This is a genomic window from Bifidobacterium primatium (genome assembly GCF_002802875.1).
In the GTDB taxonomy this organism is placed as follows: domain Bacteria; phylum Actinomycetota; class Actinomycetes; order Actinomycetales; family Bifidobacteriaceae; genus Galliscardovia; species Galliscardovia primatium.
On record NZ_PEBI01000001.1, the window covers coordinates 760052 to 782633 of the forward strand.

17 protein-coding genes are annotated in these 22582 nt (G+C 57.3%); 10 read left to right on the top strand and 7 right to left on the bottom strand.

Annotated elements, in window-relative coordinates; translation table 11 throughout:
- Window positions 1–223 precede the first annotated feature (223 nt).
- The 3 genes from CS006_RS02925 to CS006_RS02935 are packed head-to-tail and all read left to right on the top strand — an operon-like array spanning window position 224 to window position 5780.
- Window positions 224–2989, top strand: a complete 2766-nt coding sequence (locus tag CS006_RS02925) for a YhgE/Pip domain-containing protein (protein WP_165777195.1) — start codon at window positions 224–226, stop codon at window positions 2987–2989.
- A gap of 1 nt (window position 2990) precedes the next feature.
- On the top strand, window positions 2991–5177 hold the full coding sequence (locus CS006_RS02930) for a YhgE/Pip domain-containing protein (RefSeq protein WP_100510254.1): 2187 nt from the start codon (window positions 2991–2993) through the stop codon (window positions 5175–5177).
- A gap of 24 nt (window positions 5178–5201) precedes the next feature.
- Entirely contained in the window at window positions 5202–5780 is a 579-nt protein-coding gene (locus CS006_RS02935) for a TetR/AcrR family transcriptional regulator (RefSeq protein WP_100510255.1), read from the top strand.
- Window positions 5781–5793: 13 nt separating this feature from the next.
- Here the strand turns inward: CS006_RS02935 and CS006_RS10655 are convergent, their stop codons facing one another.
- The 4 genes from CS006_RS10655 to CS006_RS10660 form a co-directional block, all read right to left on the bottom strand.
- Window positions 5794–6717 carry a hypothetical protein gene (locus CS006_RS10655; protein WP_133119520.1) on the bottom strand — a complete coding sequence of 308 codons (924 nt, stop codon included), beginning with the start codon at window positions 6715–6717 and terminating at the stop codon, window positions 5794–5796.
- A gap of 326 nt (window positions 6718–7043) precedes the next feature.
- Window positions 7044–7415, bottom strand: coding sequence for a DUF4186 domain-containing protein (locus CS006_RS02945; RefSeq protein ID WP_100510257.1), 372 nt, complete (start codon window positions 7413–7415; stop codon window positions 7044–7046).
- Window positions 7416–7648: 233 nt separating this feature from the next.
- Window positions 7649–9328 (bottom strand): RecQ family ATP-dependent DNA helicase, encoded by a 1680-nt coding sequence (locus CS006_RS02950; protein WP_243386700.1) that lies wholly within the window; start codon window positions 9326–9328, stop codon window positions 7649–7651.
- A 50-nt stretch (window positions 9329–9378) separates the two neighbouring features.
- On the bottom strand, window positions 9379–10407 hold the full coding sequence (locus CS006_RS10660) for a hypothetical protein (RefSeq protein WP_133119521.1): 1029 nt from the start codon (window positions 10405–10407) through the stop codon (window positions 9379–9381).
- 82 nt (window positions 10408–10489) lie between these two features.
- Between CS006_RS10660 and CS006_RS02955 the strand changes: the two genes are divergently transcribed.
- The 4 genes from CS006_RS02955 (at window position 10490) to CS006_RS02970 (ending at window position 15986) form a co-directional block, all read left to right on the top strand.
- Window positions 10490–12190 (top strand): flagellar basal body-associated FliL family protein, encoded by a 1701-nt coding sequence (locus CS006_RS02955; RefSeq protein WP_100510259.1) that lies wholly within the window; start codon window positions 10490–10492, stop codon window positions 12188–12190.
- A 169-nt stretch (window positions 12191–12359) separates the two neighbouring features.
- Window positions 12360–13091, top strand: coding sequence for an HNH endonuclease (locus CS006_RS02960; protein ID WP_100510260.1), 732 nt, complete (start codon window positions 12360–12362; stop codon window positions 13089–13091).
- Window positions 13092–13194: 103 nt separating this feature from the next.
- A complete protein-coding gene (gene dcm / locus CS006_RS02965) occupies window positions 13195–14502 on the top strand; it encodes a DNA (cytosine-5-)-methyltransferase (protein WP_207759989.1) in 1308 nt (435 codons plus the stop codon).
- 2 nt (window positions 14503–14504) lie between these two features.
- Window positions 14505–15986, top strand: a complete 1482-nt coding sequence (locus CS006_RS02970; protein ID WP_100510261.1) for a MutH/Sau3AI family endonuclease — start codon at window positions 14505–14507, stop codon at window positions 15984–15986.
- 160 nt (window positions 15987–16146) lie between these two features.
- On the opposite strand, the gene CS006_RS02975 is transcribed toward CS006_RS02970, so the two are convergent.
- Window positions 16147–17343: a DUF262 domain-containing protein gene (locus CS006_RS02975; RefSeq protein WP_100510262.1), complete on the bottom strand. Its 1197-nt coding sequence runs from the start codon at window positions 17341–17343 to the stop codon at window positions 16147–16149.
- 12 nt (window positions 17344–17355) lie between these two features.
- On the bottom strand, window positions 17356–18075 hold the full coding sequence (locus CS006_RS02980; protein WP_165777197.1) for an FRG domain-containing protein: 720 nt from the start codon (window positions 18073–18075) through the stop codon (window positions 17356–17358).
- Window positions 18076–18192: 117 nt separating this feature from the next.
- On the opposite strand from CS006_RS02980, the gene CS006_RS02985 reads away from it, so the two are divergent.
- Together CS006_RS02985 and CS006_RS02990 are read left to right on the top strand one after the other, a co-directional pair.
- Window positions 18193–19398, top strand: coding sequence for a DNA cytosine methyltransferase (locus tag CS006_RS02985; protein WP_100510264.1), 1206 nt, complete (start codon window positions 18193–18195; stop codon window positions 19396–19398).
- On the top strand, window positions 19385–20017 hold the full coding sequence (locus CS006_RS02990) for an Eco29kI family restriction endonuclease (protein ID WP_100510265.1): 633 nt from the start codon (window positions 19385–19387) through the stop codon (window positions 20015–20017). The genes CS006_RS02985 and CS006_RS02990 overlap by 14 nt, the downstream gene beginning before the upstream one ends.
- Window positions 20018–20032: 15 nt before the next feature.
- Here the strand turns inward: CS006_RS02990 and CS006_RS02995 are convergent, their stop codons facing one another.
- Window positions 20033–20455, bottom strand: coding sequence for a (deoxy)nucleoside triphosphate pyrophosphohydrolase (locus CS006_RS02995; RefSeq protein WP_243386702.1), 423 nt, complete (start codon window positions 20453–20455; stop codon window positions 20033–20035).
- Window positions 20456–20703: 248 nt separating this feature from the next.
- Between CS006_RS02995 and CS006_RS03000 the strand changes: the two genes are divergently transcribed.
- On the top strand, window positions 20704–22443 hold the full coding sequence (locus CS006_RS03000; RefSeq protein ID WP_100510267.1) for a DUF262 domain-containing protein: 1740 nt from the start codon (window positions 20704–20706) through the stop codon (window positions 22441–22443).
- Window positions 22444–22582: the final 139 nt, after the last annotated feature.

Consider the following 22582-nt stretch of genomic DNA (forward strand, 5'->3'; position numbering starts at 1 on the left):
CTTGAGATGGCGGCGGTCTGTCGCCGCTCCCAGTATAGGAGGCGCGATGTGGCCGTTCTGCGGTTGTCAACCACTACGCTTACCGTAGTGCTACGGAATACGTAGTGCTCGATTCCATGACCGAGCGACGCACGACATGCAGCCGGCGGAGGTCATGGGACGATGCGGCCGCGACGGCACAGGAAACGGCACGGAAACGTGCATAGATGGGAGCGGGGAGTCCGTGGGAAATGTATTGCGTCTGGTCAAACGCGACCTGCTCCGACTGCTGAGGGTGCCCGCAGCCTGGGTGATCTGCGTCGGTCTGGTCGTCATCCCGTCGCTGTACGCGTGGTTCAACATCGTCGGATTCTGGGATCCGTACGGGAACACGAAGTCGATCCAGGTGGCCGTGGCGAACGAGGACGAGGGCACGAACAGCGACATGCTCGGCAAGCTCAATCTCGGCGACCAGATCGTGGAGAGCATGAAGTCGAACGACCAGCTGGGCTGGCATTTCGTCAGCCGGGCCGACGCGCTCGACGAGGTGAAGTCGGGCCGCAGCTATGCCGCGTTCGTCATCCCCAAGGATTTCAGCAGGAATCTCGCCACGCTCGTCTCGGGTGACTTCAAGCAGCCGAAGCTCGAATACTACGTGAACGAGAAGGCGAACGCCATCGCCCCGAAGATCACCGACATCGGGTCGACCACGCTGGACACGCAGATCAACAACACGTTCGTCTCCACGGCCAGTCAGGTGATCACGGCCACGGTGAACGACAAGATAGCGCAGGTGCAGGGCAAGGCCCGCACCGCGCAGTCGAACGCGACGAAGACGCTCGGCAAATCCGTCGGCAACCTGCAGTCGGCGCGAGACTCCATCGCCGACCTCGACGCCACGGTCGCGGCGGCCCGCACGAAGGCGGCCGGCGCGAAGACCACGCTGACCCAGGCACAGAAGCAGGCGGCGGTGCTGAGCCAGGGACTGCAAGGCACGTCGAAGCTGCTGACGTCGACAAGCAACGATCTGACGAAGTTCTCGTCGTCGATGTCATCGACGCTCGACCAGGGTTCGAGGCTGCTGTCGCAGTCGTCGTCGAAGGCGAACGTCTCCGTGGGCACGGTGGCCGGCAAGATCACCGCCGCAAAGGGCACGGTTGACTCGGCCATCGAGACCGGCAAAAGCGTGAACGAACGCAATGCGGAGGTCATCGCGGCGCTCGAATCCATCGAGCAGTCGCTGCCAGAGAATTCGACGGTGCGCTCGCAGCTGCACCAGCTCATCAACGGCCGCAACGGCGACGGCGTGACCGGCCTCAAGCACGAGAACGCGGCCGCAAAGCAGACGCTCGACAATCTTTCGACGCTCAGCGACGACACCGGCAGGACGGCGACGTCGGTCGCCGGGGCCACGAACAGTCTCGACACGGCCGTGCGGAACACGCTGACGACGGTGGACGGCTACCGGGCCACGCTCGGCGACACCACCATGCCGCAGGTCAACTCCGGCCTCGCCCAACTGAGCTCCACGGCCAGCGGCCTGAGCGGTGCCATCGAACGCCAGCAGGGCCTGGTCGACCAGACATCGGCCGTGCTCGACCAGCTCGACTCCACGCTCGCCACCACGGCCAAGGCCCTTGAGCAGACCGACGCCACGCTGGGCGACATCGAAACCGACCTCAAGACCGCACAGACCGACGTGACCGCGCTGTCGACGTCGGACGCATGGAAGAAGCTCACTTCGAGCGGCAAGCTCGACGCCACGAAGATCGCCGACTTCATGTTCTCCCCCACCACGCTCAAAACCGACACGCTCTTCCCCGTGAACTCGTACGGTTCGGGCATGGCGCCGCTGTTCACCGACCTTTCGCTGTGGGTGGGCGCGTTCGTGCTCATGGTGATCGTGAAGCTCGAGGTGGACGACGAGGGCATCGACGGCCTGACCATCGGGCAGAGCTATCTCGGCCGTTGGCTGCTGTTTGCCATGTTCGCCATCGCGCAGGGCGTCATCTGCTGCGTGGGCGACCTCATCATCGGCGTGCAGGCGGCGAACGTGCCCGCGTTCATCGCGACCGGCGCGCTCACCTCGCTCACGTATCTGAGCATCACGTATTCGCTCTCGACCACGTTCCAGCACGTGGGCAAGGCGCTGTGCGTACTGCTCATCATCGTGCAGATCCCGGGCGCCTCCGGCCTCTACCCGATAGAGATGATGCCGGGGTTCTTCCGCCATCTCTACCCGTTCTTCCCGTTCACGTACAGCATCGACGCGCTGCGCGAGACCATCGGCGGCTTCTACGAGAACCATTACGCGACGGCCATCGGCCACCTGTTCGTGTTCATCGTGGCGAGCTTCATCCTCGGTCTGGCGTTGCGCCCGTACCTGACGAACCTCAACCGTCTGTTCGCCCGCGAAATCGAGCAGAGCGACATCATCATCGGCGAGAAGATCGAGACGCCGTTCCGCCGGTACCGCTTCTCGCAGGCCATCCGCGCGCTGTCGAACCGCACCGAATACCGCGCGGCCATCCATCATCGGGCCATGAAGTTCGCCCGCCTGTACCCGCGCCTCAAGATCGGTGCGATCGTGGCCGGCATCATCGTGCCCATCGCGCTGATCGTGCTGTTCTCCGTGAGTTCGAATTTCGTGGACGCCAGCCGCAAGGTGGTGATCCTGGCCGCGTGGGCGCTGTGGATCCTGCTGATGATCGGATTCCTCATCGCCATCGAATACATCCGCGACAACATCCAGCGGCAGATGATGCTCGGCTCGATGAAGGACGAGGACATCCGCGCCCTGTTCTCCGTGCGCAGCCGGCTTCGGGGACTGGCGCTGCCGATGGTCGCGCCGCGTGCCGCTTCGGGCGATGCGAACGCCCGTCGTCCGAAGCACACGGCTTCGGACGCGGCCGCCGGCTCCGCAACGAATAGCGCGACGAATAGTCCCGGCGGCAGCGGCAACGACGACAATGCCGCCAACGACGGCAACGGCAACGGAAAGGAGATGTGATATGAGGACGATCTGGCGTATCTTCACCGGCGATCTCAGACGCATCACCAGCAACGTCGTCTCGGTGATCATCGTCATCGGACTGGTCGCGCTGCCCTCGCTGTTCACCTGGTTCAACGTGGCGGCCAGCTGGGATCCGTTCAGCAGCACGAAGAACCTGCAGTTCGCCGTGGCGAACACCGACGAGGGATACAAAAGCGATCTGATTCCGATGAAGGTGAACGTCGGCGACCAGGTGATCTCGGCGCTGCGCGCGAACTCGCAGCTTGACTGGACGTTCACCACGAAGGACGACGCCATCGACGGCACGAAATCCGGCAAATACTATGCCGCCGTCGTGATTCCGAAAAGCTTCAGCACCGACATGATGACGTTCTTCTCGTCGGACGTGCAGCACGCGAAACTGACGTATTACACGAACGAGAAGAAGAACGCGCTCGCACCGAAGGTGACCGGCCAGGGCGCCGACCAGGTGGCCGCGCAGATCAACACGCTGTTCACGACCACGCTTTCGGACGTGGCGCTCAACATCGTCTCCTCGCTGTCGGATTATCTCGACGACGCCGACGTGCACAGCAGCATCGCGAACCTCGCCACGCATATCGACGAGATCTCGGGGCAGTTGGACGACGCCGCCACGACGGTTGGCACGTATTCGTCGATGACCGATTCGGCGCAGTCGCTCATCGTGAGCTCGTCGAAACTGCTCAGGCAGGCGTCGTCCTCCGCCGAGGACGTGGGCGGCACGATGAAGGGCGCGAAGCAGGCCGGATCCACGATCAGCGGCGCACTCAAGGATTCCACGTCGGCGCTTTCCACGGCGTTGCAGTCGAGTTCGGGCAGCTACGCGGCCGTGGCCGACGACATCGCCTCCGTGTACGACGCGGTGGATACGCAAAGCGCGGATTCGGCGAAGGCGCTGCGCGACCAGGCGTCGACCATCAACGACCAGATCACCGGATACCAGCAGGTGCTGCAGGACCTGAAGGACCTGCGCGCGGCATTGCAGACCCATGTGGGACAGACGGCCGTGGACCGCGTCATCACGCAGTTCGAAGGCGTCATCACCCTGCAGACGAATCTGAAGAACAAGCTGCTCGACGCGGCGACGAACATCGAAGACGGCAACGCCGACGCGCAGAAGGACCGTGAGGCCATCGCCGACCTCGCCAAGCAGGCGAAGACCAGCGTGGCCGGTCTGAAGACCGACTTCGACAAGGACCTCAAGCCGCAGATCGACAAGCTGGCCGGCAACGTGGCGCAGACGGCGTCCTCGCTGAACGCGAGCGCCGCGAACCTGAAGACCGCGGTGAACGATCTGGCGAACTCGTCGCAGTCGGCGGCCTCGAAGCTGACGAACACGCGCAACACGCTCGACGCCACGAGCGACGACCTGCGCGATGCGGCGAACAGGCTGAAGGCCACGTCGAAGAACATCACGTCGGCCCTGGACAGCGGCGACAACGCCACGTTGAAGAAGGTGCTGGGCGGTGACGCCGAGTCGCTGGCGCAGTCCATCGCCTCGCCGGTGGGCGTGACGCGCACGGCCGTGTTCCATGCCGAGAACTTCGGTTCCGCGCTGAGCCCGTTCTATACGTTCCTGCCGTTGTGGGTGGGATCGCTGCTCATGGCGGTGACGCTGAAGACGTCGGTCTCGCGGCGCATCCGCGAGGCTCTGCCGGGCGCGAGACCGCATCAGATGTATCTCGGCCGGTTCGGCGTGTTCGCCGTGCTTTCGCTGCTGCAAAGCACCTGCGTATGCGCGGGCAATCTGCTGTTCCTGCGCGTGCAGGCCGAGCATCCGTGGCTGTATATGCTGTCCGGCTGGCTTTCCGGCCTCGTGTTCATCTTCATGATCTACACGCTGGTCGTCTCGTTCGGCAACGTGGGCAAGGCCATCGGCGTGATATTCCTCGTGCTGCAGATCTCGGGCGCGGGAGGTGCGTATCCGCTGGCGGTGATGCCGCAGTTCTTCCAGGACGTCAGCCCGTTCCTGCCGGTCACGCATTCCATCAACGCGATGCGTGCGGCCATGTTCGGCATCTACGACAACGACTACTGGCGACAGATCGGCATGCTGCTGCTGTTCATCCTGCCGACGCTGCTGCTCGGCCTTGTGCTGCGCAAGCCACTGGTGCGGTTCAACAAGTGGTATGTGAGCACGATCGAAAGCACGAAGCTGCTGTAGGGCAAGAAGAGAAAGAAGGGAACGATGACCACCCAGCGCGGGGAACGCACCCGCAAGGAGACCGACCGGAAGATCATGCAGGCCACGCTGGCCATTGCGCTGACGAAAGGCGTCGGCGGCATCTCCATCGAGGAGATCGCACGCCGGTCGGGAGTGGCGAAGACCACCATCTATCGCCGGTACAACAACGCCGACGATCTGCTGCGCAAGATCAGCGCGCTGGAGATCTCCTCGTCGCCGGAACTGGCCGGCCTCGAACCGACGCGCGAGAACCTGACGCTGATGCTGCGGCGCATGGTGGAACGCTACGTCTCCAGCGTGGGCGTGAAGGCGATCGGCATCATCCTGACCTCCGACGACGAGTTCTTCCAGCGGCTCGTACAGCAGGCCATCAGACCCGAGGAGGAGACGTTCGCCACGTTCTTCCGTCGCGGCATCGAACGCGGCCGGTTCCGCGACGACCTGAACGCGAAGTTCCTGTTCGGCACCATGCTCGGCTCGATGATCGCCTGCGAGGCGTTGCGCGGTTCGGTCGACGAGGACTGGCCCGAACGCATGACCGCCATGGTATGGCCCTCGATTGCGGCGGATACGAAGGCGTAGCGTCGGCCGAACGCTAGATGGTGTCGCGGCTGCCGGAGTCGGCGAGTTCGTCGAGCCGCTGCATGTCGCCGCCCCACGCGTCGTGAAGCTGCTTCATGTCGGCGTTCTTGCCGATGACCATCCACGTGTCGTCGTGCACCACGGCGTAGTCGCCGAGCGAATCGGTGACCGTGGTGTCGAAGGTGTCGTCGCCCTGGGCGAGGGAGCGTTCGAGCGTCGTCACCATCTGCCGGGTGTCGCTGGTGGTGTCGAACATCAGCAGAATCTCGTCGTCGCCGCAGGTGTAGGCGCCGTCGAGACCGGGAATGGAGCTGGCTTCGGAGTCGCCGCCAAGGGCGCTGTAGCTGCCGATGTCGGACCACAGGCAGCTGCTTCCGGTGATGGAGGAGATGTCGCGCTGCATCTGGTACGGGTCGTCGAAGGGGACGGAATCATAGCCCTGCTGGCCGTCGGCATACGTGCTGTCGTCGGAATGACCGCCGACAACGCCGATGACTGCCAGCACCACAGCGATGATGATCGCCAGCGCCACGATGCCGCCGATCACGGAGACGGCGATGATGACACCGGTGCTGCGTTTCCTCGGCTGCGGCATCGGCTGCACCGACGACATCGGCTGGCTGGGATAGCCGTAGGCGGGATACGGAGTCCGGGGAGATTGCGGCGCATAAGGACCGGGCTGCGTCGGCTGCTGCGGGATGACGGGATTCGCATACGGGTTCGGAACAGCCGGCTGCTGTGTGTATGGGGTCGGCTGCGACGGGACAGTCGGCGCCTGAGCATATGGCATCGTCGGAGTCGGTGCGGCGGGATTCGCTACGACGGGATTCGGGCCGACCGGGACGCTCACCCGCTCGCCGGATTTCGTGTAGTGCCCCGGCGCCTGGAACTGGTCGGGACGCAGGGGTTTACCCGAGGTGACGTACTGATTCGGCACGGTGTATCGCGCAGCATCCCGGGTAGGCGCATCGGACTGGCCCGACACGGCAGATCGGCTCGGTACATCGGACTGGCCTGACATAGCGGCAGCCTGAGGATGCGGAGCCGACGGCGTCTGGGTCTGCGGCACTTGCGGTGCTTGCGGCTGCGGCTGCACAGATACCGCCGGCCGCGCCGGTGCTTCCGCCGGCTGCGGCTGTGTTTCAGACAGCATGGAATCAGGCTGTTGCTCGGGATTGCTCATGCCCCCATCCTACCCATGGCAGTACGGGCGATGGCCATTTGGCCTCTTTTCGGCCGTCAGCCGAGAGAAAGGGAGGACCGTCAGGAACGGCCAGCGGCGTTGGGAACATCGGGATGCCGCGTCAGGTCGCGGTCGATCCACGCCATCACCACTGCGGCGAGCCTGTCGATTTCATCGTCGGTCAATACGCGGCCTTTGGGGATGTGATGCCATTTTTCGATGCATCCCCGGCAGCAGGTGGCGGTGGCGTGCTGCGCGGTGAACACCGGATGCCCGCGCCACGGCGTCTGTTTGCCGTCCTTGTACGGCTGCGCCGGACCGACCCGCTTGGCCAGCATCTCGTGCGCGTGACGGTCGATGGTCGCCCGGCCTTTCGCTCGCGCATAGGCGCGGTCTTTGTCGGTCAGCACGAACCTGGCGCGGAACTTCGACGTGCCGAGCCGTTGCAGCATCGACGCCGCATAGTCGGTGTAATCATTGCCGCTGTAACCATTGCCGGAATGAACGGTGGATTCGACGGAAACGCCCGAATCCGCAACGTCTGAATCGTCGGCCGCAGAACCATTCGGAGTTCCGACAGAATCCCCATCCCCCAGATCCAGCATCGGCTGACGGTATTGCTCCTCCGATGGTTCACCGCCACGCATAGATTTCACGACTCTTCTCGCCTCTTTTTGCTTGAGCATCAGTCCTTGTCGGTGCCGAACAGCGCGGCATACGTGGAATTCGAGGACTTACGCAGATCCTTGCCGCTACGGCCATACGAGTCGGACGACGAGCCATACGACGAGCCATACGACGAGCCGGAGTCGGAATCGAAATCATCGTCGTCGTAACCGCGACGACGGCCGTACCGCTTCCAACCGCCCCGACGACCGCGGCCGCCGTATCGGCCGCGCGAATCCTGTGCATCGTCCGACGAACCCCAACCGTCCGAACTGCTGACCTCGCCGTAGCCGTCGTCGATGTCGTCATAATCGGAAGCCCGACGGAATCGTTTACGCGACGTGCCGTCGCCGGAACCGTATCGCCCCGACGACCCGCCGAAGTTCGACGTATGCGCGGTCCGCGAGCGCGCTCCCCCGCCGAGGCAGTTCGAGCATTTGCCGCATTTCGCGGCAGCCGGCTCCTCGCCGAAGTATTTCAGGAATGCGGCACGCAGGCAGCCGTATGATCGGCAGTATCGTTCCATGGCGTGCAGCCGCTCGAATGCGGCGGACCGCGCCTCGCTCTGCTTGCCGGCGTCCATGGCGTCGTTGTTGAACGATTCGTCGATGCGTTTCTCCAGCCATTCGAAGTCGTCGTCGCTCCATAGCAGCAGGCTTACGGATTCCTTGCCGTCGCGACCGGCTCGACCGGCCTCCTGATAGTATTCCTCGATGCTGTCGGTGGCACCGTCGTTGATGACCCATCGCACGTCGGGCTTGTCGACGCCCATGCCGAATGCGGTGGTGGCGCACATCACCTGAATCTCGCCGGAAAGGAAGCGATCCTGCACCGGTCCTTTGTCGGCTTCGGCCATGCGCGCGTGAAAATGCGCTGCGGAAACGCCGGCGTCGAGCAGCGCCTGCTCCAGTTCCTCGGTGCGCTTGCGGCTGTTGCAGTACACGATGCCGCACTGTCCTTTATGCCCCAGCGCCCAGGCCACGATCTCGTCCTCGCGGTCCCATCTGCCGACGACCTTCGTGTCGAACCGGATGTTCGGCCGGTCGAAGGTCGTGGTCACGCGAACGGGGTCGCGCTGGCCGAGGTTGTCGCTGATCTCGGTGCGTGTGGCCGGCGTCGCCGTGGCGGTGAACGCGGCGATTCGCAGGCGTGGTTCGGCGGCGGGACGGGCCGGCAGGGAATGCACGAACTTGCTGATGTCGAGGTATGCGGGCCGGAAATCCTGCCCCCATTGCAGTACGCAGTGGGCTTCGTCCACGGCGATGAGGTCTATCGGCATCCGCTCGGCGAATGCGAAGAAATCGCGGGTCTTCAATCGTTCCGGAGCCACGTAGAGCAGTTTCAGACCGCCGGCGAGCGCCTTGTCGTAGATGGCGCGACGTTCGGCGACGCTGGTGCCGGCGTCGATGAGTGCGGCGGGGATGCCGCGTCGTTCGAGCGACTGCACCTGGTCGCGCATGAGCGCACGCAGCGGCGTAATGACCAGCGTGAATCGCAATGCCATGGCCGGAAGCTGATAGCATACGGATTTTCCGGCGCCGGTCGGCAATACGGCCAGTACATCGTGACCGTTCATGATGGCGTTGACGACGTCGGCCTGGCCGACGCGGAAATCGTCGTATCCGAAGAAACGCTTCAACGCATTGCGCGCGGGAACCGTATAGTCGCGGTCGTCCGTCTTGCCGGCTGTGCGATTCATGTCGTCCACGATGTGCCGCCTTTCCCCTGCGTCTGCTGCGAATCGTACCATTATGCGCCGCAATTATGGGGTGTGTGCAAATTACCGGCCGTTGGCCGGGTATTCATAGTGCGGTTACAGTAAGCTTCATTGCGAAAGTGTTCGCGCGCAGACACGGCGAATCGTGCGGCGGCCGTATGGACGGCCGAGCCGCCGATTCGAAAGGTCGAGCGCAGCCTCAGAGAAGGAATCATACGAATCATGCCCGAAAGACTGGCGAAGCCGGAGAAGTTCTGCCCGAAATGCGGCGCTTTGCGGGGATTTGGCACGCAGTTCTGCATGACCTGCGGGTATCGGTTCCCTCTGGACGACGCGGATGGCAACGCTGCGGGCGGCAGTTCCGCCAGCGTTGACGGCGGCCGTGATGAACGTGACATCCCCCAGTCGCCGGCGGAGATCACCGTCGTTTCGCAGACGGGGTCCATTCCTCCCGTGCAGGATGCGCCAGCGATGGTGACGGCTGCCGGTGCGGTTCCGTCGGCTCCGACGCCGGTCCCGGCGCCAACGGCCGCGACTCCGGCGGTGGCCGCTTCCGCGGGCACCCCTGCGGCTGCACCCGCAACGCCTGCAATACCCGCAATGCCCGCATCCACTCCAGCTCCGGCGGCCCTTGAGGAAACGGCCGCTTTCGACCCGCTCGCGGAATTCGACGAGCCGGATTCGCCGACACCGTCAACAACGGCCACCTCTGCCGTCGCTCCGGCGACGCCAGTGGCACCCACGTCGACGGTTCCCGCCCCGCCGGCAACATCACCGGCGCCGCTTGAAGAGACCGCGGCGTTTGACCCTCTCGCGGAATTCAACGAGCCGGATTCCTCCACGAAACCCGTTTCCGACGGCGCTTCCTCCGATGGCATCCCCTCCGATAAGCCGGTCGATGCGGCTGCGCAGCTGATTCCGCCGTTGACCATGTTCGGCGTCTCGCATACGGAATCGACGCCGCAGACGGCGACTACCGCACCGGCCGCTACTGCACCGGCTGTGCCCACGCCGCCTGCATCCACGCCGGATGACGGTGCGACGCAGGCGATGCCGACCATCGCCGTTCCACGACCGTCAACGGGCTCTGCGCCTGCGGCGAGAACCTCGTCATCGGCGCCGACGCCGGTCGGCACACAATCGATGGCGACGACTCCCCTGCCGCAGACGACCAATGACACCGCCAAGACCACGGCCATTCCCAATGGCGGCAACGGCATTGCATCCGGCAGCCTGAACGACGACGGCCTGGGCCCGCTGATGATGGACCCCTCGGTCGGCAGCGCGTCACTGGCCGCATTGGCGTCGCCTACGGAAGCCGCCGGTACGCCGACCGCCGCACCGACCCCTCACACGGCCTCTTATGCGCGGAACGACGCGGCATCGCACACCGAACCGGCCTCGCAGGCGCAGATCCCCGCACCGAACACCGATCCGGCAGTACGGACCTCGGTGCCGACACAGGCAGAGGTACAGACACCGGCATCGGCATCGGATGACCAGGCCACGGCCGTAATCAAGCCGATTGGAGCCTCGCATACGGCGGCCCCCTTGCCGAAGCGATTGACAGGAACCGGCCTCGCTGGCATCAACAAGGGTTCCAAGACCGACGAACCGCAGGAATCCAAGGGACTGAAGGCTCTCAAGGACCTTTGGGGTTCCAAGGGCGTAACGAGCCCGAACGACACGCAAAATCCGTCGGAACCGTCGAGCGCAAAGGAACCGTCGAGCGCAAAGGAACCGTCAGGCGCGCAGGAACCGCCGAGTTCGAAAACGCCGCGAGCACCGAAGGCCCCGATGAAGCCGAAGCAGCCGCTTGACGCCAAGCGCCGTCGTATCATCATGATCGCCGTGATCTGCGTACTCGCGCTGGTGCTGGGTGGCGGCGGCTACGCGCTATGGGCGCGGCATCAGCATGCGACCGCGCTGGCCGACTGCACCGCCGCACAGGCGAATCTCACCGACGCCAAGAAGGCGCTGGACGCCACGCTCGAGAACGTCAAGTCGACGGCCGGCATCGACAAGTCGAAGCTCGCCGACGCCTCGACGCTGACCGATCTGAAGGGTCTTATCGACGAGGGCGCGGCCCAGAAGACACCGACCGATCCGTGCGCCTCGAATCTTTCGACCAGGCAGCTGACCGACAACACCACGACGGTTTCGGCCAAGGCCAAGGCGTTCTCGACGCTGAACGTGCAGCTGAACAAGGCCTCCAAGGCGGTGCAGGCCAGTCAGGAGAAGAAGCTGCTGGACGATGCGCGCGCCTCGCTGGTCGACACGTATGCGAAGGCGGAGAAGCTCATCGACGACGCGACCGGCAAGGTGGCGGACGTCTCCACGCTCACCGCACTCAAGCAGGCCGCCACCGCCGCGAAGAAGATCGTGGCCGGCGGCGAAGGCGAGAAGGCCGACGTCGACGAGATCAACACGCAGATCAAGGCGCTGCAGACCGCGATGACCAAGGTGAACGAGTCGGTGAAGGCCAAGCAGGCCGCCGACGCGAAGAAGAAGGCCGACAAGACGCATTGCGCGGCCGTCGCCGGCAACTACAGCGGATTCAAGGTGAGCATGTCGCTTACCGTGAAGGCCGACTGCAGCGTGACGTGGAAGCCGAGCAAGGGCAATTCGACCGACGCCACCTACGTGGCCGAATCGTACAAGGGCAGCGACGGCTCGTACACGTGGAAGCTCTCGAACGGCAAGACCGTGACGCTCTACCCGGCCGGCAAGAGCTCGCCCATCATCACCAAGGCGTACTCGGGCGACAAGAGCAAGGCCGACGAACTGAAGAAGCTCACCGCCAAGACCACGATCGAAACCGACGGCAAGGCGTACACGAAGTAGGGGCGGGCGGCAAGCAGCAGAGTTCTGTCATTTGCTAAATCACGATTTACTAAATTATGATTTACTAAATCGTGATTTAGCAAATGGGTGTGGATTACAAAATCAATCACAGTAGTATCCTGGCGATATGAGTCGGGCACGTCGCAATTGGTCATATGAAGAAACCCTCATGGCGTTCGTGCTGTACATACGGCTCAAGCCCAGCGAGATGGACGATACCGGTCGTGATGTGCAGCAGCTCGCCAAATCCCTGCACCGCACGCCGAACGCCGTGACGCTGAAAATCATGAACATCGCGGCGAATGATGCGAACCGCGTCGCAACCGGCCGCAAAGGCATGTCCCATGGCAGCAAGCTCGATCGGTCCATTTGGGAGGACTATGCCGAGCGAGGCAGCAGCCTCGTGGAGGAAGGCCTTCTGCTGCTCACCAATACGGTTCAGCAGCAATATGTGAATCCGGAGTTCTTCAAGCTGGCATCGTCATTCAAAATGGGAGGCGAACGGGCGGTCGAGGCCCAGCGGCGCATCAATCAGGACTACTTCCGCAAGATTCTGATAGAAAACTATCAGGGACGCTGCTGCCTTACCGGAATCGGCATCAATCAACTGCTCATCGCCAGTCATATCAAACCATGGGCGGACTCGACCGACCTTGAAAAGACCGCCGCCGCCAATGGATTGCTGCTCAACGCATTCCACGACAAGGCATTTGACAATGGCCTGATGACCATCGACGACGATTACCGAATGCGCGTCTCGCCGGCCGTCCGTCATTCCGAGGTCAACGATACCTGGCTGTGGGCCTACGACAAGCAGGAAATCGAGCTGCCGCAGGTCAATCCGCCGTCGCATGAATTCATTGAGTATCACAACAAGCATGTGTTCAAAACAGCGGCGTAGTCGAAAAATCACCGCCTGCATCCCTACAGATGTCAATAAAGATCGTCCCGACTCTAGATCAGTATCGAACGTGATTTAGCTGTTTGCCCTGACTGGAGTTAGCGTGACCGATACCATCACCATCGCCGAAATGTTCGCTGGAGTGGGCGGATTTCGATTGGGATTGGAAGGCTACGACGACCCACGGCATCCTGAATTCCATTGCGCTGCCGCAGGACCATTTAAAACGGTATGGGCGAACCAATGGGAGCCGCAAGGCAGCCCAGCTCGTCAATTTGCGTGGCGTTGCTACGAACAGCGTTTCGGCGAAGGAAGCTGCATCAACGAGGACATCACCAAGGTACTCGACGCTTATGAGTACGGTGACGTCGATATCCCTGATATCGATATGGTCGTCGGCGGGTTTCCCTGCCAAGACTATTCTGTCGCCAAGCCGCTTTCTTTGGCAGGTGGCATCGAAGGCAAAAAAGGCGTGCTTTGGTGGCAGATTCGCCGTCTTCTTGATATGAAGAAGCCGAAGTATCTGCTTTTGGAGAATGTCGATCGACTGTTGAAATCTCCCGCTTCGCAGCGCGGTCGCGATTTTGCCATCATCCTTTCATGCCTTGCAGCGCTGGGATACTCTGTGGAATGGAGAGTGATCAACGCCGCTGACTACGGCATGCCTCAACGACGGCGCCGCGTGTATCTGTATGGGGTGCGCACAGACCAGGCATGGGATTTTGAGAAGCGACTGTTCGAAAGCGGAGTAATGGCCAGAGCGTTCCCCGTCAAGCAGATGGCTGACCCAAATAACTCTCGACTCGATATTCGTATAGGGGGGGGGCTTACTTCCGTAAGCCTTGATCCTTACGAGGTCAGTAATGAGTTCGGCAAGAAGGCGAAGACTTCATTCTTCCAGAATGCCGGAGTGATGCAGCATGGCGAAGTCTACACGCGCAAGGTAGAACCTACTTTTCATGGTGTTCATGCCACACTCGCCGATATTCGAGTACCAGATTCTGAAGTGCCGGAGCAGTACTTCATTGATTCCGAAAAACTACCCCAGTGGCAGTACCTCAAGGGAGCCAAACGCGAAGAACGCACATCAGCCAACGGATACGCCTATACCTATTCCGAAGGTGCCATGGCATTCCCCGACGCACTGGACAAACCGGCACGCACAATTCTCACCGGCGAAGGCGGAGCCGGTGCCAGCCGCACAAAACATGTCATCAAAGCAGAGGATGGTCGTTTGCGCCGTCTGGTGCCCGACGAGCTTGATCAGATTCAGATGTTCCCCAAAGGGTGGACTAACACCGGCATGACTGACGGCCATCGAGCTTTCTGCATGGGCAACGCACTCGTTGTAGGCATCCCCCACGCCATTGGCAAGGTCATAGCCGAAGACCGCGCAGCCGGGCGGGAGTGACAATGGCAGCTCAGAGAAAACGCCGAACCAGCGGCAGTCATAAATTCACTAGAAACGAGCTGGAGCAAATACTCGCTGACTGTATCGACAAGACGCTTGGCGAAGTAGACAAAAACCATGTCTTTGCAGGGAAAGCTGGAAACCGGGGTATAGCTGGGGCAGTGATTGAACAATCGGTGCTTGGTTATCCCGCAGACAGTTTCCAACGACCAGATTTAACTGTGGACGGGGTGGACACGGAACTAAAGACAACAGGAATCATACCTGCGAAAAAGAACACAGCATATGAATACGACGCGAAGGAACCGGTTACCGTAACCGCTGTTTCCCCTGAAAGAATTGTCTCGGAATCCTTTGCAGACTCGGCTTTCTGGCACAAAGTCGCCAATATTTTATTTGTGTATTATCTGTATGCTTTTAAAGTTCAAAGCACAGCAGAATACGCTAACTTCCCAATTAAAGGCTTTGAATTTAACCAATTCAGCGCCGAAGACATAAGAGCCCTAGAAACAGATTGGACTGCCGTACGAGACTTCATTCAAGATATCAATGACTCATTTTCTGATCCGACTGCCGAATATCCACGAATTTCATCCGAGCTCAACCATCAGCTGGCCTGTCTCGACACTGCACCTAAATGGCCAAAGCGACCACGTTTCCGTCTAAAGAGAGCCTTCGTTTCCACGATTGTTCAAGAGTACTTCGGAGAGAAATTTGAACGTCTCCCCGAAAGTTATGACGGATACTCCGCAATAGACAGACGCTGTCATCAGCTTAATGCGCGCTATTCAGGCAAGACCCTGAACGAGCTCATAGATACCTTCGATATTCCTGTTACCAACCGTCAAAAGGTCAACAAAGGCATCGCGGAACAACTTGTCGTTCGAATGTTTGATGGCACGGCAAAAACAATGAACAAGGTAGAGGTATTCAGCAAATTTGGAATTACCGCCAAAAGCGTTGTATTCACGGAAAAAGGACTAAAAACAGAGGACACCAAACTCTTTCCCTTGGATTTCGATGAACTATGCAATCCTCAAATTGAATTCGAAGACTCAACGTTCCGTAGCAACTTCGCCTCCCAGCAGATTCTTTTTGCCGAATTTACCGAGCCTTCCAACGCCAATTATTTTGTTGAAAACATTTTCGTAGGCTTCAAACGTTTTTGGTTTACCGAAGAATTCATTGATGACCATGTTCAAAACACTTGGAACCGCATTCGCAATCTCATCTTTAACCACGAACTGAAGGATGTCATCAGCTACAATCGCCAAGGACTTCCAATTATCAACAAGAAAACCAAGACAATTCGAAGTGCACCGAATTTTCCTAAATCAAGCAATAGCTTGATCTTTGTTCGCGGCACAGGAACAGACTCTACAGTAAAACCAATCACGATTAATGACGTGCACATGTACAGGCAGAACCTTTGGATTAAGGGCACCTACCTCGCAAAACAACTGGCATCCATCAAATGCCTTTGAAAAACCACCTCTCCCCCAGCACAATCAGGCCACTTCACCCCGACGACGGGACACCAAGGTCTCCAAATCTCACTGCACAAACTGACGAAGACTCAAAAAGGTGTCGGCAGGCTCATTGCTTGCCGACACCATCTGAAATGCTGCAGCGAGACTCTTTGGTTTATTCCTCAGAACGTGACTCAGCCCAAGTTTCCTGTCTCCAACCGTTTAACGACCCATCATGCTCAAGCCAATAATTAATCATATTGCTTCGGAAACAAATCGCTGTTCCATCGTTGGTCGATTGCACATACTTGTTATATGTGACAAAAGCTCGATAGAGGTCTTCTTCTGCTCCAGAAAGACTTGCTTCGTCAGTATCTCGGAATCGTGATTTCCGCTCTGATTCGAACTTGCTGAGTAACCTACGAATATTTCCGTGCCTGTTACCCCACAAATCGTTTCTTATTAATGCAGCATAGAAAAAGACCGAAACATTGCCGATGCTGTACAGCAGAGGATCTTCCTCATTAAAAACACCTGCAAGTAAATCAAGAGTCTCCCGTACCTGCTTATCAATGTTCAAAGCGTCTTCATCGGTTAGCGCGTCTCTATCGATTGATGAAGACGACTTATTCTTATTCCGCTCATACAAGGCATCGAGAGTTTTCTTCTTCGTGTCTTTAATCTTCCCGTCTCTCTGCTGCTCACACAGAGCGAAGCACTTCACATATATTTCATTATTCTTGTAGCGTGCCTTGTCCCGCAAACACCGACTAATAAACTCGCTCTGAGAATTAGGATCATTCTTCGAAGCAGCTGCTTTGACAAGTTCCCTGACTTTGCAATTAATAGCGTTACGCTTCTCCTGCGCATTCAGCGGAACACCCTCATTCAACCGTGTAAAGAAATTATCAGTGAGCTCCTCCGTTAAGCCGTCTAAAAGAACAATATCAAGCGCATATCTTTTTAACGCATAATACAAATCAGGAAATTGCCGCTCTAATTCTTCGGCTTTCAACCCTTTGAGATCATCTTCAGACCCATAAACCTGAATATCTTGAGACAGAGGGAAACGATTCTCAAAAAAATCCTGTATAGCTTGCAGTCGTTGCTTACCATCAACAACCTCATACCGTACATATTGGGACTTCATTCCACCATCGTCTTGCAGAACTTCCTGATCACGATTAATACGACGGAAATAGAATTTCGGCACATCGAAGCCGTTTATCAAGGAATCGATGAACAATTGCCTCTTCGGCAAATTCCATATTCCGCCTTCTCTCTGATAAGGTGGATTTAAATTCAAATATGGCATTAACAAAAGAATCTCGCCGATTGTTGTTTCATCACGCCGGATGTGCTTTAACTGCATGTGCGCTCCCTATCAATTGTCGGCATATTCAGATTTAATCTGACTTGCAAGGTGATCTAAATCTGGATAAGTACTTGCCTCATTTACTCCGAAAAAGGTCAGCTCTTGACGTATCAAGTCTTTAGCGCCAGCTTTTATCAAAATTTTACGGCAGCTACTGTCAAGCTTGTCGATGTCATAATTATCAGAACCGTAATAAGTAAACGCCCCATCCTGGGCCTTAATTCTCGAAAAAGTTTTTTCCGCAATAACCGCTAACGGATGAGACGTTTCTCGATCACGAATTTTACTGTCATAACTTTTATAGTTCTTGTCTCCTTCGCTCAAGAAAACAGGATAAGAACCAGTCCCCAGCACCTGCCGGTTTAACCCTTCTGGATCGAGCACAAAAAGAGCAGCATCTTCCGTATCGTGGTTTTTATCGGCAACCGCAAAGAATAAAGCTTGCAACGGGTTCAGAGTCCAGTCCAATAACCGAGTTGGCAACCCATAATGTTGAGCGAGAATCATCCATTCCAAATCCCCCTCTGGACGCTGATCAAGGCTAAAACACGCATTCCTGCGGAAAGCCTTCAGCATCGTCTTTTCTTTCCCAACTCCTACTCCCGGGCGCAATATTCCAGGTGCTAATGACCAACCCCAGTTTCTCTGCCCGCGAAACCACGATCCACTTTCTATCTCCGGCCGCAATTTCGATAAATCCGACAGGGAATGAATCTCCTTATCCGACATATGCGCTTTCAGCTCCTCTCCAATGACACCGAACTTACTCGCTTCCAAAACAATCTCATATTAATCATTCAACAAACTCTTTAGTAAAATCGTTGTCCAGAAAGAAAGGACTCATAATTGCGCGGTATCGAATTATTTGCTGGAGGCGGTGGGCTGCTGCTCGGTTCGGCACTGGCCGGATTCTCTCATGACGCAGCCATCGAATGGGAGCACAACTCCTGCGAGACGCTGCGCTTGAATCAGTCAAAGGATTATCCGCTAGTACGCGGAATGGATATTCTCGAATCCGACGTCCGTACTGTGGGTTGGAGCAAATACGGCACTGATTTGGACCTGCTTGCCGGAGGCCCTCCCTGCCAGCCTTTCAGTCTTGGCGGCCTCGCACGAGCCGCACTCGATCCACGCGACATGTTCCCTGCCATGACTCACGCATTGTCGGTACTCCGACCTCGTGCATTCATCGTGGAAAATGTCAAGGGCCTACTCCGATCCTCCTTCGCCGACTACTATTCCTACATTCTCCTAAGGCTTCAGCATCCTCTGCTGACGGCCCGAGAAGATGAAACCTGGAAAGAACATCTCACTCGCCTTTCCAAAGAACACACCAACGGCGTGCATGACGAACTGTCGTATGCCATCGTTCCGACGCTGGTTGACGCCGCCAATTACGGCGTCGCCCAGCATCGTCATCGCGTAATCATCGTCGGTTTCCGCACTGATATTCAGGCCGATTGGTCATTCCCGAAACCTACGCATTCAGCAGCTGCCCTGCACGCGGCACAGATGGACGGTACATATTGGGAGCAGCATCGCGTACCCCAAAAAGACCGCCATATCATCACCGCCAAAAACGGCGACGCTTCGCTTAAGCCTTGGCGAACTCTCCGTGACGCCCTGCATGGTCTCCCCGACCCGCGTAGCAAGGAATCATCCCAATGGCTCAACCACAACTTCCAGCCCGGCGCCAAAATCTATCCCGGGCATACGGGGTCGGTCTTAGACGAACCGTCCAAGGCCATTAAGGCCGGAGTACATGGCGTGCCCGGAGGGGAAAATATGATTCGCTACCCTAACGGGGAAGTGCGCTATTACTCTACTCGTGAGGCAGCGCGCATTCAGGGTTTCCCCGATCGCTACGAGTTTTCCGGCGCGTGGGGCGAAACCATGCGTCAAATCGGCAATGCTGTTCCCGTCCAGCTGGCACAAATCGTCGCATCCTCCGTTGCCATTGCGCTCGAGGAAGCAACAGTACGCAATACGATGGATAACAGCATTGAAGACATGACATCCGCTAACGGAAGGATGGATTATGCCAAATCCTGAATTGTTCAATCCACTCGCATACGAGTCGATTTCACGTTCCATTTCTTCCGCGCTCATGGCCGAGGAACTGGTGCCTCTGTCCGAAATCCAGCCCTTTAACGGCCCCGGCATCTACGTATTGTTCTACGACGGCCAATTCGCCCCCTATGCTGATCTCGCCGCACAGAATACACGGGAACCCGGGTCTTGGCCTATTTACATCGGCAAGGCTGCGCCTTCTACTCGAAAAGGCAAGGACATCGCACCGGACGATATGTCCGGTCAGGAATTGTACACGCGTCTCCGCAAGCATCGTCAGTCCATCGAACAGGCGAACAATCTGGAGATTGAACATTTCTATGCACGTATGTTGCTGCTTTCATACATATGGGTTCCCATGGCTGAAACAGCTATGATCGGTCTGTACCAACCGCTTTGGAACACCTACATCGACGGCTTCGGCAATCACGATCCCGGACGCGGCCGCATCAACGGTGTTCGCTCTCGTTGGGATACACTGCATCCGGGTCGTCCTTGGGTTAATAAATATCCTGAACGTTCAGAAACCGCCGATGAAATCGCGCAAGACGCCACGCAGCATCTGTCAATGGGATTCGTTGGGGTGCCACGACTCGCGTAGTAGTCGATTAGGCACTCACTTCCCCATGAAATCCATCGTCGAGATCATGCTGACGGCCTTGTGGTCGGCCGGCGCCCAGTCGAGCGACGGCATGTCGGCCGGCCTGAGCCAGCGGAACTGCTGATGTTCGGTGCGGCGCGGCTCACCGGAAAGCAGGTGGCAGATGAACACGGTGAGCGTGACGGTGCCGAAATCGTAGTCATACGAATCGGTGCACACCTCGTCGCCGATCTCGACCTCGCACAGCAGCTCCTCCTCGATCTCGCGGTGCAGAGCCTCGCGCGGGGTCTCATGCGGCTCGATCTTGCCGCCGGGGAACTCCCACTTGCCGCTCAGCTGCTTGCCTCCGCCACGTTGGGCGCACATCACCTCGCCGTCGCGCACGATAGCCGCGCCGACCACGCGAATCTGCTTATCATCAACAACCGTAACGGTTATATCCGGCGAGGTAACAGCCTCGTCAACCAACACATTGACGGCTGTTGATTTATTCACCAACCTCTTGTTCATAGCTTCTCTCCCCGTTTCTGAATCACTCCCTTGGCGATTGCCAAAAACCGACCAGCGACCACAGCACATAATAACGTGGACTCTTTCAATCTTTTCGACCTCTTCGGTGCGTTCTCTTGATCGTGAATCTAACGAGTGAGATCATAAAAACAGTTCAGCCAGATCGAAGGAGACTCATGCCTGATTATCGCATCGATAAACTGTCTGTTGATGAACTTGACCGCATCAAGCTGCCAAAATTCCAGCGTGGATTTGTATGGACCAAGAAAAAACAGGACGACTTCGTTCAAACCCTACATGATGGGTATCCCTTTGGCACGCTACTGGTCTATCCGGAAAACGACAATGACAAAAACGCCTCATTGCAATTACTAGACGGTCAACAGCGGCTTTCCACTATTCGCAATTATCAACGCGAGCCACTGCGTTTTTGGAAACCATTAAACCGTGATGAATACATGCAGGCTTTTACTACGGTAAATGGCATGCTGACGGATGAGGAAAAACTGACAGAGTCCGAGTTTGACCACATAGTCAATCAACCTGAAACTGACATAGCACTATGGGCTATAAACGTTTCAAAAATCGACGACAGCAAAAACTCAACGACATCAATCATTGAAACAATTCACAACTTCAAAGAACGAATCGACGAGTTCGTCGACATCAAGCATCTGCAAGTTCCTATGATTGTTTATCTTGGCGGGGCTGAACATATAGCCGACGTTTTTGCCAATCTTAACAAGGGCGGAATTCCCCTCACCAAGTACGAAGTATTTGGGGCCGCGTGGGTTAATGCAACCATTCGCCTACTTCCTGCTGAAGAATCCCCTCTACAAGACCAGATTCTGCAATACGTCAAAAACTATTATCTGGATATGCAGAAACAGGCTGAGTTCGATCTGAACAAGTTCTCCGAAGACGATCTGACACAGGATAGGACAATAACTCTGCCGGAATTAGGCACCGCACTCGGCCAATATGTCGTAAGCCACCTGAACGCTCTAATCCCTTATACCGATAGCGCCGCACAAGAAATAGGATTTGGCCTACTTGGCGTCGCCATGAAACTCGACAACCGAAAACTCAACATCCTCAATACATACAAGCAGAAGATAGCCGATTCCCTGGAAGACATCCTGCAGAAAACCGAACGCATCTGCAACAACCTGCAGGATATGTTTGCCATATTACTTCGTAGATTCAAATCAACCGGAAATGACTATGAAAACGGACTATCGTCAACATTCAAGACATTGTCATACTTCGCAGCGTTGTGGGATCTCGAGCCTTCCTCAGAAGAGTATCAACACACTTTGCGCAACATCAAAGCCGCTTACGTTTACGACGCCATCACCTCCGCATGGTCATCTCATGGCGATCAGCGCTTATTGAGTTACTGCGATGGCTCACGTAATTACAGCGCACCAATTTCTAAAAATCAATTTAAGAGTGCTTTTGACCAATGGATTAAGGATCAGACAGCCGGTATCAACTTCGGCAAAGACATCCGCTGTTTGGTTACCATCCATGCAAATCTAAGCTACATGTCCGCCTCCGTCCCTAATGGAGAAACATTTGAGTTGGAACACATCATCGCCAGGAAACGTATTAATGATGCGGACAACCCCAAAAAACGCAGCATTCTCGGCAACTCACTTGGCAACTGCATGTATCTTCCCAAGGGAATTAATAACCCGAAGAAAGACAGAACATTGTATGAGGTCAATGACCATAACCGATACTCTCAACTCATTAAGGATTCGGAGTACTTCTCCGAGGAAACAATGAACCAGATCATGCAAGCGTTAAGTAACCGTGACTACACAACAATTAACAATTTATTGCAGGAACGGTCGGCAAAAGTCGCATACACGCTTGTAGATGCGCTACTTAACGGATCAATACGTCTTTGATACCTGTTGGGTAGAGCGGCTACGCGCTCTACCCAACAGAATCCTTAATCGTAATCAATATTCCCACCATAGTTTCAACATAGGTTATCAACTCAAGACGGATGAAATACCGCAGCAAATAACTTTATTCTTGCTCGTC

What these genes read in the sequence shown, in the direction of transcription:
- CS006_RS02945 (WP_100510257.1), bottom strand. Translation starts at nt 7,415, where the DNA reads ATGCTGCAACGGCTCGGCACGTCGAAGTTCCGCGCCAGGTTCGTGCTG.
- CS006_RS02950 (WP_243386700.1), bottom strand. Translation starts at nt 9,328, where the DNA reads ATGAATCGCACAGCCGGCAAGACGGACGACCGCGACTATACGGTTCCC.
- CS006_RS03000 (WP_100510267.1), top strand. Translation starts at nt 20,704, where the DNA reads ATGCCTGATTATCGCATCGATAAACTGTCTGTTGATGAACTTGACCGC.
- CS006_RS10660 (WP_133119521.1), bottom strand. Translation starts at nt 10,407, where the DNA reads ATGGTCGGCATCGCCTGCGTCGCACCGTCATCCGGCGTGGATGCAGGC.
- CS006_RS02975 (WP_100510262.1), bottom strand. Translation starts at nt 17,343, where the DNA reads ATGCAGTTAAAGCACATCCGGCGTGATGAAACAACAATCGGCGAGATT.
- CS006_RS02970 (WP_100510261.1), top strand. Translation starts at nt 14,505, where the DNA reads ATGGCAGCTCAGAGAAAACGCCGAACCAGCGGCAGTCATAAATTCACT.
- CS006_RS02930 (WP_100510254.1), top strand. Translation starts at nt 2,991, where the DNA reads ATGAGGACGATCTGGCGTATCTTCACCGGCGATCTCAGACGCATCACC.
- CS006_RS02935 (WP_100510255.1), top strand. Translation starts at nt 5,202, where the DNA reads ATGACCACCCAGCGCGGGGAACGCACCCGCAAGGAGACCGACCGGAAG.
- CS006_RS02955 (WP_100510259.1), top strand. Translation starts at nt 10,490, where the DNA reads ATGGCGACGACTCCCCTGCCGCAGACGACCAATGACACCGCCAAGACC.
- CS006_RS02980 (WP_165777197.1), bottom strand. Translation starts at nt 18,075, where the DNA reads ATGTCGGATAAGGAGATTCATTCCCTGTCGGATTTATCGAAATTGCGG.
- CS006_RS02960 (WP_100510260.1), top strand. Translation starts at nt 12,360, where the DNA reads ATGGCGTTCGTGCTGTACATACGGCTCAAGCCCAGCGAGATGGACGAT.
- CS006_RS02990 (WP_100510265.1), top strand. Translation starts at nt 19,385, where the DNA reads ATGCCAAATCCTGAATTGTTCAATCCACTCGCATACGAGTCGATTTCA.